The organism is Mesorhizobium delmotii, assembly GCF_900149755.1.
Taxonomy (GTDB): Bacteria; Pseudomonadota; Alphaproteobacteria; order Rhizobiales; family Rhizobiaceae; genus Mesorhizobium; species Mesorhizobium delmotii.
Genome location: NZ_FUIG01000029.1, coordinates 137,164 through 150,634, shown reverse-complemented (window position 1 = coordinate 150,634; position 13,471 = coordinate 137,164). Strand labels below are relative to the sequence as shown.

The window sequence follows — 13,471 nt, the reverse complement described above, 5'->3', positions numbered from 1 at the left end:
CTTTCGGCCCGTTAGCGGCAAGAAAGGGTAGCAAAGCTGCCACTGCCGTAAGCCGATGAACTACTTAGGCGCGGAGCCGTATTGTCACTTCGAAGCCCCGGCTCCAGGCATTGTGGTCACTCGATGCCGGCCCAAATGTTGCGTAGTGGAGCGCGGGCTGAGTGACGCGGCAGGGTCCGGCGATGATGTTCAAAGCTGACACAAAGACGCTCTGCATTGAGACGCCCCAAACTGAGTCGACACCGGAGGCGCTAGCTCCCGGCTTCGAAATTGAGCGATGTAAGCTGAGCAAATTTTGGCGTCACATGGTCTTCAAGTACCTGCTGAAGTCTTGGATAGACGGTTGATGAATCTTCAACAGCCTTCCCTCGCGTCAGTTCGTAATTTCTAATTCCTGGAAGCGACTGCTCGGTTAGATTGTCAAGTAGCAGGCAAAATTCATCGCACATACCAACTAGGCAATTAAGTCGGTCGTCATCGGCAAAAGCGTTGAACGAAAAACTATCGGCATAGAGTATCGCAGCCACAGATTCGTCTGGAGACCTCATCGGAATTGCTAGATAGGACAGAGCTACCGTTTTGATATCGCGATTATCGCCAATGTCCTTCATATCCTCCTTCAAGTCGCTCAGTAAAGCATCGGAGGTCGGGTAAGCTCGCGTTCTCACTATCCTTTGGAGGGCAAAGGCTTTTCCCATGATGCCCGTAGTGACAGCGTTCATCCTACCGGCGGCATTTGAGTTGTACGGAATTCCTGAGTAGGCGCTCAGTTGCTGCAGATATTCTCCCCCCTCACGATTGACGGCACGATGGAGCACAACCCGAGTTCTGTCAGCGATACCCAAACTGCGCAGATATCCTGCTATGGCTGCGGTGAACGGCAGCGCCACCAGTTGCGATGCGCCCGGGACTGGCTCGGGGTGTTCTATTTTGCTTTGCTTAGGCTCGAATGGATGAACAGCAGGTGTCATGGCGCTAATCCTCTTGGATCAGGAGAAAAGAAGCCCGGCAGCCAGAGCTCCTCGGACGATTGATCGTCATTTTTCTTCAATGTCGTCAATCTCGCCTCCACCTTGGTATGGTCCGAGAAGAGACTGAGAATATGTGCATATGAGCCAGTCCCGTGACGCTGCACGATATGACTTTTCGGGATACCCTGCCGCTTCGCAAAATGAGCAATCGGCTCCAAGGTTATTGCAAATGCACCTGCATCATAAAGCAAGTACAGAAGAAACCTATTCAAAAAAGAACTCTTATTCTCGAAGAGACGATCGACACTCCAGTCCTCGCCCTCCTCGGGCTTCACGTGTAAAACCGCGCGCACGTCTTTGCGCAGCCGAGATCGCAACCTTTCTGTTGCGGTCTCAAGGTGTCTGGCCAGCGATTTTGGCGCGTTGTCGAGCATTTTCTTGACGTTGCCTGGCAGGCGACCACCGGCCGGTCCAATCAGTGTTCGCAATTCCTTTTCAACATCGTCAAGATCGCCTAAAAGTAGCTCCGCAAGTATGGTGTCTTGACGGAAACGCTCGATCGTCAAGCGGCAGAGATCCACCAAACCTCCGTCGCCATGGCCTGATACGACAAACACCGGCCTTGCTCCAGTTAGAACCGGCTGCCCCAAAGTGTCATTTCGCCAATAAGAAGCCGAGGCAACAGCCCCTTGGGTTAGCTGCCCGGCTTCCAAGCCAAACCCTGCAGCAACTACGATGGTGTCGTAACTTTGACGGTTACCGGCGGGTTCACCGGCGCGAAAGTGTCGTCCGGCCCGGTTAGCGGCCAAACCCAACCACTCCACTTCGCCCCGATGGGCGTCTACTCTGAGGTGACCCAAGCCGAGAAATACTTTAGGAACAAGCCCACCGCTGCCCTCATTCTCCGTGCAGCGGTCACCGAACGTGTCAAGCATTTTGGCGGCAACGTCTGAAGCCTTACCTGCGTTCCAGTTTAATACCGGTAGGCTGGCACTCGGCCTGCGACTTCCCGCTGCCGGCCAGTTATATATGAAGGGATGCAACCACCGCGTGTCGGAGCCTTGCTGGAGCGGGCACAAATCCCACCTCTGCTCAAATAGCGTCACGTGCACCCCGGTGAAGGACGATATCGCCGCAGCGAATGTTAAGCCTGCTGCGCCGCCGCCGATGACCGCGACATTGGTTAGAGCTCGTCGCCCCTGAACGTTAAGTTCCTGCAGCGCCCAGGCTAGGTTCAATGCTCGAACTTGTTGTTGATAAACCGTCACGCCCTTTGACAAACTGCCGAGGACAAACACCTTCGTCGTGACCTCATGCGTAGAGGCAACCTCGGAGGGGGCAATAGTGACACCGCGCATCATGACGATGAGATGTGCGTCAACAGGGACGCGGGATCAAGGCGAAAATTTCGCTGTCAGCAAGGGCCAGCTTTACTCCTGACATTGGCGGGCTACTCAACATGGCTTTGGCCCGGCCGAGTCGGCTTCGCGTAACCCCGAACCGATGCTGTTACACGTGGTGGCTGGACTTCAACTCAGATCACGCTGGCGACTACCTCGCCAAGGTTCTTGCGAAGCCTCATTTCGTCTAGCGGACATTCTGCTTTTTTGCCCATCCCGAGTGAAACCGTTCCCTTTGCTTTATCCATCCACAGCGCAAGAAATAAGTTTAGCGACGACAATCACGGCTTGTAGTTGCGTCTATAGAATGTTCAAAATCCATTTGGCCGGAGGGGACTATGATTTCTAAGCAGGCGCGTGTAGCGCAGCCATTTAGTGCTGAGGCGAAGTTAAAGCGCGCTCTCCGCAATCATTTGCGTACGCTCGGTTTTGCGAAAGACGACAATGGCGACCTCGTACTTCCTGACGGTGGAAAGGAAGTCGTGCGCAACCTCCATCGCAGCCAGTGGCGCGAGAAGATGACCGCTGCTCTGCCCCTCATTGCACGAGCACTTCCAAAGGCGTTGCCGCACTTTGCCAATGGCGCGGAGATCGATCCCACGAAGATCAAATTCCGCCTGATCCTGGTGCGCAGCCGCACGGCCGAAGCCGACCTGTTTCGCATCGCCACACTGACTTGGTCGGTCCCGGTATCCCCGGGGTTTGGCCGGCGCATGCGGTACCTCGTTTGGGATGATGGCCACAGCCGCCTAGCAGGCGTTATCGCCCTTGGTGATCCAGTTTACAATCTCTCCGTCCGTGACAACGAGATCGGCTGGGACGTTCACGACCGCGCCAGGCGCCTTGTTGGCCTTCTCGATGCCTACGTGCTAGGCGCGGTTCCCCCGTACAGCTTCCTGCTGGGTGGCAAGGCAGTGGCGTGCCTCATTCGCTCGAAGGAGGTTTTGAAGGACTTCAACCGTGCCTACGGCGAATCGATTGGGGTGATCTCAAAGTCAGCCAAGCACGCCAAACTTCTCGCCGTCACGACCACCTCTTCTATGGGTCGCTCATCCGTCTATAATCGTCTTAGACTCGACGACCTCACCTACCTGAAGCCCCTCGGCTTCACGAAAGGCTTCGGGCACTTCCACATTACCGACAGCCTCTTCGAAAAGATGCGGGCGTACCTTCGAGAACGGGATCACGACTACGCCGACAAACACGTCTTCGGCGAAGGCCCGAATTGGAGGCTGCGTACGATTCGGGCCGCACTGGTCGGTTTGAACGTCAACGAAAACATCCTGAAACACGGCATCCAGCGCGAAGTTTTTATCTCGACGCTGGCTGAGAACGCCTACGAGGTGCTTAAGGATGGCAAGGCGAAGCCCGACTTTTCGACATTGCGGAGCGTTTCGCAGATTTCCGACCTAGCACGTGAACGGTGGATCCTGCCGCGGGCTGAACGCGGAGAGATCGACTACCGATCCTGGACGCGTGAGCAGATTCCCAATCTGATCAAGCGCAAGGTCGGGTTGCCCACCGCTGCCAAGCGCGGTACCGGATAGCGGTATGCTCGGGGGAGTTCAGCACAGGCTCATGGAGACCTTTTCCGCGATCGCCAAGCGGCGCCGCGGGGCTCGGTATCCTGTCTATGCCCTCGAACACGGCCTGACGTCGGACGAAGTCGAAGAAGTTTGGAACGCGGCTAGCGCCTCGATTCGATATCTGCCGCCATCGGCCTCGCACTGGCTTGTATGGTGCGCAATCGGCGCAGAAGCCGGCTACCGGTATTCTGGAGACGAATTTTGGCCCGCACTCGAACGGCATCCGGACGAGTGGCGGACAAACGACTATCGGCAGCGACTACGCAATTTTTATCGGCGTTTCAGCGTGGAGTTCGGCGGGCCAGAACCGAAGGGACGCTGGGCCGGTCACTTTAATATCATTGCGTGGCCTATCAGCGGAGCAATCCTTCCACTCTACCTTCAGACGCCGTTCGCCCATCATCTCTTCGACCAGCGATTTGCATTACCCCGAGCCGTTCAGGCTGGCGGTGATGCAGTCGGCCAACTCCTCCTTGATCGCTACAGCGGAACCTCGTCACGCTTTCGCGACTTCCTCCAACAAACGGAATTGACAAGCCAGATCTTGCTCGCACTGCGTGACGAAGGGCGTGCGCCTGAAGTCACGCGTATCGAGCCGTCCGTCCTGAGCAAGATCGTCTCCGACTTGGAACGCAGACGGGACGCACGCTCCTACTTGCGCGACGCGCGTCGCGTGATTGAGACCACTACCTTCAAGATCGGTGCCGAGCTTCGACCCAAACCTTCAGGTCGCGATCTCGCCAAGCAAAAGGAAGCTTCCGCAGGCCGCTTCACGCTCCTCGCCCGCAAGTTCCCAGACGGACATGTCGCACTTGGTCTCAGGCTTCCAGATTTTCGCAGCGCTGGGCTCAACCGCGACAACCTCGCAGGGCAGCGCATTCGATTTGCCGGGAAGGATGAACCCTCCCAGCCGGCATCAGTCCTGCTCGCTCTGAGCGGCGGTGAACGTCGGCTCGATGTCTTCCCGGCACCGAATGCTGATCTTGTGACCGCGGAGGACTCAAGCGATGGGATGGCAGCCTTGCTTGGCAGCGTCGCTCGCATCGACGAGAGACCAGCCTGGGTTCTGCGTCGGCAACTCGATGGCGCATATAGAGAGGTGCTGGGCGGCCATGTGCGATCAGGTCAAGACTACCTTTTGCTCGTTCGAGGAAACTTGCGAAACGATGTGATCGAGAGTGCTGGTCTACAGCGGGCCGTGGTGCTCGCGAAGGACGTCGAAGCCTACGCCACTAGAACACCGTCCATACTCACCGAGGCCCATCGTAAAGCCTTTAAGGCACTCGGGATTAGCGTGCGCACAGGCATCAGTGTGGCTCCGGTCGGGCTTAGCCCGAGGCCCGGCGATCTACCAGCTTGGCTGGTCACCGAGCCTGTCCTTGTCGCCGCGTCCGCAGATATCGACGTCGCCCAACTGATGGTCTCGCTTGACGAGGCCGAATCCCAAATCATAGCGTGTTCCAACTCTAGAGCGTTGATCGGCATTGAGCATCTTGAGCCAGGGAGGCATTCGCTCGCCTTCAAGCCGCTTCTGACAGCGAACAGCGAGTGGGCCACCCCCTCCGACATGTTCGAGTTTGAAATCTTGGCCCCTCAGGCCTGGCCGGAGGCCATGCGCGGCAAATCGGGATTTCGCCTGATCATTGAGCCGCCGGACGCGACCTTCGAAATGGTAGTGAGCGGGGACGCCACGTTACAAGCCTTCGGACCACCGCGCCGGGGGGTTCAATGGTCCCTCGTCACCTACGGCGCAGCAGGACATCCTGAGTGCACTATGCAGCTCGGTGCAACGCGTGTAGGCGAGCCGTCAAACCTACTGTCCGCGGCCCTTGAAAAGGCGTGTCGCCGGTACTCGGACCAAATCGACGAAGCGTATCAGATCGACATCGTCGCAAGCCTCGACGAACTTGGCAGACAGGCGGAACGCTTCCCACGCACCGTCGAACCACTTCGCTGGAAGTTCAATCCCACCAATGGGGCGGTGCGGTTGATTGACGAAACAGATCACGAGGAATTGCCGACGCTCAGTTGCTACTCGCTCGGCAATCCGATGGAGAAGTCTCCACTCCCCCTAGAAACCGCGCTCGTTGGCGTAAGACCCGACGGCGAAGGAGCGCTATACGTCGCGCGGTATAAGAACCTGACGCAGTCGATCTTCGTAAGCGCTCCTTCCAACTCGAAGTTCAAGGACTTCTCGTCGCTCGGAACGAAGCAGAACCTATCGCTCCCACCGCACCGGGGGCTTGCGGTCATCCGGCTGATCGATGGCATGCGTCGGTGGGAGAAAGCGAAACCTGTCGGTCATTGGGCATTGGTTCGTCGCGACCTGACGGTGAGACGTTTGCGTGAGGAACTCACTGCCCTCTGCTGCGGGCGCGACTTCGCTGGCCTTGTGCTGAGTAACCCACCGTCGCTCGACCAAGCCCAGGCGAAGGTCGGTGGTTCGCAGGGCTTTGGCTATCGAATGAGGCGGAGCGACTGGCCCACTGACTACGTGTCGGCCGTCCCAGCGTTCGTCCACTACGCCAGGCACTACCAGGTGGAGTCGGACGAATGGTTGGCGCGGCTCGCTCTCACCTTAGCCTATCGTCCGCTCAAGCTTCGCCTCGACGCCATCGACGACAAGACGGAGTTTCTCGCCCATCTTCTCGACCAAGGGCATTTACTGCGCGGTGCGTTCCTTGCTCACGCTGTTTCACGAATGCCCGCAACCGCGATCTTAAAGGAGACCGCGTGATGCGTGCGATCGAACCTGCCGAACTTGTAGCTCTGACATCAGTCGCTTTGGGACTTCCACCGTCTGGCGCCATGCACGGCGTACTGAAGCCTGCGTTGCGGCGTGGGAGCTACTTGCTGGCGCCATGTTCGTCAGCGGACCTGATCAGGTTTGTCAGCGATCCTCTTGGTGGCACCCAAAACATTCGCGACGCTGTCGAACTAGCGTTGGAAGATCTCATCGCCTACGGGGACATTCTCGAGATGCGTAAGATTGTTGGTGACGAGTGGGATGTCCCCGCTGTCATCTTACGTCCGGCCTCTCCCGCGTTCGTGCTCCGCTCACCGCATGAAGCAATCATCCTCGGCGTCGCCGGCGACTTCCCATCGGCGCTGCCCGACGACCTCGCAAAATTGGTCAATGACGATGGTCCAGTTCGCACCTTGAACCGTCCTGATGATCAAGAGCTGGGCGCACATTTGCGAAGCCTCGGTCTTTCGGAACTCAAAGAAGGCGCGTGGCTGCGGCTGCCTGCGGTAGCAAGCGCGAAAGATTACGTTGATACCTTGAGAGCGCGGCTGACGGTCGCGCCTTTTTGTGCGCCGATTATCGACGGACTTGAAATTCTTGGGCCCGAAAAATCGTCGAGGTTTTACAAAGGGCGATGGCGGTCCCCTCTCGCCACTGACAGCGGAATGTTCGTTGCTCGTCGGCCGCAAGCCTACGGGTTCAAGCTGTGGTCTGTTGTCGATCTAGAGATGGGCAAAGCCCGTCGCTTGATCGACCTGTCGCCTACCGACTCATTCGAACGGGGCTGTGATTCGGCTTGGCGGCTTCAGGCAGCCATCGACGCCACACGAGATTCGCCGCAGGAGTTCGATGTGCTCGATGAGGGCGCTCTTACGCACTTCGATTTTCATTGCCCGCTGCCGTCGTTCGCTGAGCGGCGACTTGCGTTGGTCGGCTCTAAGTCGCCGGCCAATAACGGTCTCTTCCGATATTCGATGCCAACGGCTATGCAAAAGGCGGAGATCGCTTTGCTTCAATCAACACTGTGGATGCAGCCAAATCGCGAAGGAGCACGGCGATGACGCTCACTATCCAAGAGACGATTGTGAGCCTACAATCCTCCCTGATCGGCTACATCGAAGCGACCTACCACATCGCCGACCCGAAGGTGGTCGCACAACGCCACACGCTGCTGGAACAAGCCGGTGGCATCTTTCAGCCGCCGTATCTGGAATCGACTCCACGCTACCAAACCGGGGCCAAATACGCCGAGATGGAGGGAGTTCCTTCGGCTGCGCTTGAGGCCTATCTGCGGCTATCGAACGAGCAATATGGCAAGCCGCTATTGTTCGATCCTCCCTACACGCACCAGGCCGATGCGATCCGCACGGTCCTGAAAGACCAAGCGAATCTTATGATCATGACGGGGACTGGCTCGGGTAAGACCGAGTCCTTCCTACTTCCCATCCTCGGCAAGCTCGCCATCGAAGCGCGGGACAAAAGCGAACAGTTTCTCGACTACTCCGCTGTCAGAGCGATGGTGCTCTATCCAATGAACGCGCTGGTCAACGATCAGCTTGGACGTCTGCGCCTGTTGTTCGGGCATGAGCGCGTGCGCTCGATGTTTATCGAGTGGTCCGGGCGCACTGCGAAGTTCGCGCGCTATACCAGTCGCACGCCTTACGCTGGCGTGCGTTCACGAAAGAAGGATGGCCAACGGCTCAGGTCAATCGGGGAATTTTTTGTCGAGATCGACAAGGCGGCTGAGCGTCACCTAACCGGCAAACCAATTATCGCGGACGAGGACAAACGCGCCTTCGAACTTCGTGGCTCACTCATGAAGCGAGGTAAGTGGCCTGCGAAAGAAGACATCACCGAATGGTTTGGATCAGGCGAATGGAAGAAAGGCGGCGAGTTTTGCCGCGCAGTCACCCTCGATGACGATGCCGAACTCCTAACGCGTTACGAAGCGCAGAAGACGGCACCCGACCTCCTGATCACCAACTACTCCATGCTGGAGTACATGATGCTCCGCCCCATCGAGCGGACTATCTTCGATCAAACCCGCGAATGGCTAGCGGCCTGTCCCAATGAGAAGTTCCTGATCGTTCTCGACGAGGCGCATCTATATCGAGGCGCGCAGGGCGCGGAAGTCGGCCTGCTGCTTCGCCGACTGCGCGATCGGCTGGGGATTCCGCCAGAACGCTTCCAGGTCATCTGCGCGACAGCCAGCTTTAGCGAGGAGGGCAAGAAGAAGGCGGGAACCTTCGGCAACCAGCTTAGCGGCGTTCCCGCCGCCTCCTTCGTTCCTGTGCTGGGTGATTTGAAGCTCAGGAAGGCCGAAGCACCAGGCGTCGAAGCCGACGTCCAAGCGCTCAACACTGTCGATCTGAACAAGTTCTTTTCCGACGACGCGAACAAGCAGGCTGCGGCCGTCTCAGATTTTCTGAACGCTCGCGGGGTTGTGGCGGACGGCAACAACATTGGCTCACGACTCTACGACGCCTTGAGCGAGTACGGCCCCTTCAGCCTCCTCGTGAACTCGACGATGAGGGCAGCGCAGTCGTTCGATGAATTGCGCGACCTCTTGTTTCCAAAGGCCGACCCGACTGCCGCAGATCGCGCCGTGAATTCTCTGATCGCCATGGGGAGCAGGGCACGCCGAACGGACGACGATGCGAGCCTGCTGCCCTGCCGTGTCCATGCATTCTTCCGAGGCTTGCCTGGACTGTGGGCATGCCTCGATCCCGTTTGTACTGAGCTTAAACCCGCCGAGCGTGGCGGTCCTATCGGACGGCTTTACACCCAGCCTGTCGACCGCTGCGGCTGTGCGGCGCCAGTCCTGCCATACTTCACCTGTCGCTACTGCGGCACCTCTTATGCGCGAGCCTACACGCGCGACGTTTCGAAGCCCGACATTCTCTTTTCAGAAGCGGGACACCGCCTCTTCACCGCCGAAGGTGTTGTCGAGGAATTCGAAGCTCTCGACATCATGCTGCAGCCGCCGACCCAGGATCACATGGGCCTGGAGGCGACTTATGATCTCGGAACTGGACGTCTTAACCAGCACGCGCCCGGCGCCAAGACCCGCTCTGTTTTTCTACCCCCGTCCACGCAGGGCCTTGTCACCGTCTCAACAGAAAAGCCGAGGACGGATGAGGCGGACGACGAGGACGAAGTGGAAGATGCAACCGCATCGGCGAGCCTGGGGCTCTTCATCCCATGTGGCTGCTGCGGCAATAAGGTTCGTGGCGGAAAAACCAGCGTCCAAGACCATCAGACGAAGGGCGATCAACCTTTCCAGGCGTTGGTGTCCTCACAGATCAGCGTGCAGCCGCCAAGCCCCGCAAAAGCCACTGACTTTGCTCCTCTTCGAGGTCGGAAGGTGCTGGCATTCTCCGACTCTCGGCAAGTCGCAGCACGTCTCGCGCCTTCGCTCCAAAATCTTTCTTTGAGAGACACGCTGCGCGCGCTGGTGCCGGCAGGCTTCAACATGGTCGCAACTGATCCTAGCTTTAGCCCAATATTGCGGCTGAACCACGCTTGGATCGCAGCCGTCGTTGCGGCCAACAAGTTCGGCATTCGCCTTAGGCCGAAATTGGCCAATGCGTCAGAGACCTTACCGCGCGTGAAAAACACCAAGTCGGGCGAACTCCCGACGACAGCAGCCCTTTTCGGGCTCATGAACACGACGCCTCCGCAGAATCTCACGGACGCGATCCACGAACTGATCCGTCACAATATTCTTGGGCTTGAACCGCTCGCGGTCGCGTCGGTCGTCGAGGCGCCAGACGTCGCATCCAAAATCGAGGCGCTCCCAGCGATCGAAGGTCTCGCTATCGCACCAGCCGACAAGGTCGCGCTTGCCCGGCTGTGGGTTCGAGCGTGGATCAGAAAGAATGGCGTTTGGTTCAAAGACATGCCCGACGATTGGTGGGGTACGGGCAAAAAAGTGCGCGCCCACAAGGGGGACTTCCGCGCCCTCAAGCATGTCTGGGCGAGCCCAGATCAGAAGAAGTTTTTCCTAAAGCACTGGGTGCCGCTTCTCAAGATGCAACTTTGTCAGCAAACGAGCGCAGGCGACCGCTTGCTGGCATCCAACCTTTCACTCCTTATCGGTGGCGACTGGCGTCGATGCAACACCTGCACGTCCGTGCACCGTCCGCTTCCGACACTACATCGATGTGTCGAATGCGGCTCTACCGACGTGCACCTGTTCGACCCGGACAACGATCCCGTCTTCGAGGCCCGCAAGGGCTTCTATCGTGATCCCGTGATCGAGGCATTGAGCGCCACCAAGCCCAACCTCCTGTCCATCATCGCGGCCGAACACACTGCGCAGTTGGGAACTGCCGCGCCCGATGAAGCCTTTTCCCAGGCCGAGCAGCACGAAATGGAGTTTCAAGACATTGACATCGGCTGGCGCGAGATCGACCAGTTCGAAAAGACCAGCATCGATGTGCTCAGCAGCACCACGACGATGGAAGTCGGCATCGATATCGGCGAGCTGTCAGGAGTCGCGCTTCGCAACATGCCGCCTAGCCGCGCGAACTATCAGCAGCGCGCCGGGCGCGCAGGCCGTAGGGGCAACGCGGTCGCGACAGTCGTCGCATTCGGAAGCGCCGACAGCCACGACGAGCACTATTTTTCAGACCCAAAGGCGATGATCCGTGGACAAGTCGTCGACCCGCGTCTGACTCTCGAAAACCCAGACATTGCTCGGCGGCACATTCGCGCCTTCCTCCTTCAGCGCTACCACGAAGATCGGCTGCCGCAGCTCGATGAGAAAAGCGAGGGCCTCTCGAACCTCTTCTCGGTGCTCGGGACGGTGCAGGACTTCCGCGAAGGCATCGGCACAATCCATCGAAAGGATTTCGCCAACTGGCTGAAGACGAACGAGACGAAGCTGCGTGCCGGAATCGACAACTGGCTTCCAGATCAGATTCTCCCGGCTACACGCCAAGCTTTACTCAACGGATTCGTCGCCGACGTGACGAAGGCGTTTGACCAGGCGATCTTCGGAAATCAGGAACCACCGTCAGCCCCAAATGACGAGGATTCGGAGGACGATGGAGCTACCGCTGATTCGAAAGGTCTGGAGGCCGCTGGAACCGATGCCACCGAAGAACTGGAAGCCGATCCATCGCCGGTGAATGACGAACTCGTTGATTCTTCCAGCGACAATCTCCTCGACCGGCTCCTTTATTGGGGTGCCTTACCGCGGTACGCTTTCCCCACCGACGTGGCGACGTTCACGGTCTTCAGCGAAAAGTCGACTGCCTACCGGGCGGTCCCCAAATTCTCTCCCAGTCAGGGCTTGAACGTCGCTCTCTCTCAGTATGCGCCCAACAAACAAGTCTGGATCAAGGACCACCAGTACACCTCGAAGGCGATCTACTCGCCATTCAAGGGGGAGAGGAAGCGAGCCTGGGGCCGCCGCCGTCTCTTCTATGAATGCGAACGCTGCAGTCATGCGAAAACGGTTCCCGAATTCGACTTCAGCAAAATCGGCGAGCGACTGACCTGTGAGGCTTGCGCTTCACCCAAGAGCTTCGGCCCAGCCCGCCCTTGGTTCCGCCCACCCGGCTTCGCTCACGCGTGGGGTGATGAAGCACCGACGGTGGCGGATGAGCCGAATGACACTGCATACGCCACGCGCGCCAAGCTTATTATGGCTCTTAACGCCGAGGAGGCTGGCGAAGCGGTTGGACCGCGCATCCGCGCTTTGCCGGTGCGGGATCATCTTCTCGTTTCGAATTCGGGCCCGGAGCGCGAGGGCTACACCTATTGTCTGATGTGCGGACGAATCGAATCCGCGACCTCGCCGGAATGGAATCTCAGCCAACCTCACCCTCTGCCCTATCCAAGCAACGGTGACGAACAGTGCCAAGGCCAGTATGTGTCCCGTCACGTCGTCCTAGGCGGTGACTTCCGCACAGACATCGCGCTGTTCTCGCTTAAACTCGACCCTGCGTTCCGTCTTCCCCCAGCGAATTCCGAAACGCAGATGGCGATGCGGACAATTTGCGAAGCGCTATCTGCTGCGGCCTGCCGGCTGCTCCAAATCGAAGCAGGAGAAATTCTCGCCGAGTATCGGCCCGCACTCAACGACAATGGAGCGCATGGCGTCCTGGTAGAAGTCTTCCTCTATGACACGTTGGCGGGCGGTGCTGGTTTCTCGCCTCAGATGGTGCCCCGTGCCCAGGAACTATTTGAGAAAGCTCTGAAGATCCTCGAGGATTGCCCCGGCCCCTGTGACGCCTCCTGCTACCGATGCTTGAGGACCTTCCGGAACAAGCTCGATCATGCCGCGCTAGACCGCTTCGTCGGCGCACAGCTCCTGCGTCACGTGATGTTCGATACGGTACCGCAGTTCCCCAAACGACGGGCGGCGGCCTCCCTCGAACTTCTAGCTAAGGAACTGGAGCGCTTGTTCAGCGCGAATTGGACCGTAGAGCGCCACTATGACGTGCCCGCCGCCGAGGCTCCGCTTGTTCTGACCCGGAAAACGGACGGGAAGAAGACGCTCGTGGATGTCCACTCGCCCATCGCAATGAACATTCGCGTCTTTGGTTCCTCGTCATCCGTGGTCGAGGTCATCGACGAGTTGAAGCTAAGACGGCATTTGCCCGAGGCGGTGGAGCAGGTTGTGAGGGCTATGGGCTGACTTTGGGATTGGCCCTCGGCGCGCCCAGCTTCCGTCATTTCGCTACCTGCCGCCGGTTCCTGCCAAAGGCTAGCTCCGCTTGCACCTCCGCGTTCGCCACCTGGCCGGGGTGCAGATAACCG

The 13,471-nt window shown here is 58.4% G+C and carries 6 protein-coding genes; 4 read left to right on the top strand and 2 right to left on the bottom strand.

Annotation, left to right across the window (positions count from 1 at the left end; genetic code table 11):
* Positions 1-251: 251 nt before the first annotated feature.
* Both BQ8482_RS19455 and BQ8482_RS19450 read right to left on the bottom strand, forming a co-directional pair.
* Complete coding sequence (locus BQ8482_RS19455) at positions 252-971, bottom strand: hypothetical protein (RefSeq protein WP_133254797.1); 720 nt, start codon at positions 969-971, stop codon at positions 252-254.
* Positions 968-2,332: an NAD(P)-binding protein gene (locus tag BQ8482_RS19450; RefSeq protein ID WP_123149108.1), complete on the bottom strand. Its 1,365-nt coding sequence runs from the start codon at positions 2,330-2,332 to the stop codon at positions 968-970. The genes BQ8482_RS19455 and BQ8482_RS19450 overlap by 4 nt, the downstream gene beginning before the upstream one ends.
* Positions 2,333-2,709: 377 nt before the next feature.
* Here BQ8482_RS19450 and BQ8482_RS19445 point away from each other — a divergent pair, with 377 nt between their 5' ends.
* From BQ8482_RS19445 to BQ8482_RS19430, 4 genes are read left to right on the top strand one after another with little or no spacing between them, the layout of a single operon-like run.
* Complete coding sequence (locus BQ8482_RS19445; protein ID WP_123149107.1) at positions 2,710-3,918, top strand: Druantia anti-phage system protein DruA; 1,209 nt, start codon at positions 2,710-2,712, stop codon at positions 3,916-3,918.
* 31 nt (positions 3,919-3,949) lie between these two features.
* On the top strand, positions 3,950-6,694 hold the full coding sequence (locus tag BQ8482_RS19440) for a hypothetical protein (RefSeq protein ID WP_133254796.1): 2,745 nt from the start codon (positions 3,950-3,952) through the stop codon (positions 6,692-6,694).
* Positions 6,694-7,764 (top strand): hypothetical protein, encoded by a 1,071-nt coding sequence (locus BQ8482_RS19435; protein WP_133254795.1) that lies wholly within the window; start codon positions 6,694-6,696, stop codon positions 7,762-7,764. Before BQ8482_RS19440 ends, BQ8482_RS19435 begins: the two co-directional genes overlap by 1 nt.
* Complete coding sequence (locus BQ8482_RS19430) at positions 7,761-13,349, top strand: DEAD/DEAH box helicase (RefSeq protein WP_123149104.1); 5,589 nt, start codon at positions 7,761-7,763, stop codon at positions 13,347-13,349. Before BQ8482_RS19435 ends, BQ8482_RS19430 begins: the two co-directional genes overlap by 4 nt.
* Positions 13,350-13,471 lie beyond the last annotated feature (122 nt).

Bases quoted from the DNA above. Each gene is read 5' to 3' on its own strand.
- BQ8482_RS19445 (WP_123149107.1), top strand. From the start codon at position 2,710: ATGATTTCTAAGCAGGCGCGTGTAGCGCAGCCATTTAGTGCTGAGGCG.
- BQ8482_RS19450 (WP_123149108.1), bottom strand. From the start codon at position 2,332: ATGATGCGCGGTGTCACTATTGCCCCCTCCGAGGTTGCCTCTACGCAT.
- BQ8482_RS19440 (WP_133254796.1), top strand. From the start codon at position 3,950: ATGGAGACCTTTTCCGCGATCGCCAAGCGGCGCCGCGGGGCTCGGTAT.
- BQ8482_RS19430 (WP_123149104.1), top strand. From the start codon at position 7,761: ATGACGCTCACTATCCAAGAGACGATTGTGAGCCTACAATCCTCCCTG.
- BQ8482_RS19455 (WP_133254797.1), bottom strand. From the start codon at position 971: ATGACACCTGCTGTTCATCCATTCGAGCCTAAGCAAAGCAAAATAGAA.
- BQ8482_RS19435 (WP_133254795.1), top strand. From the start codon at position 6,694: ATGCGTGCGATCGAACCTGCCGAACTTGTAGCTCTGACATCAGTCGCT.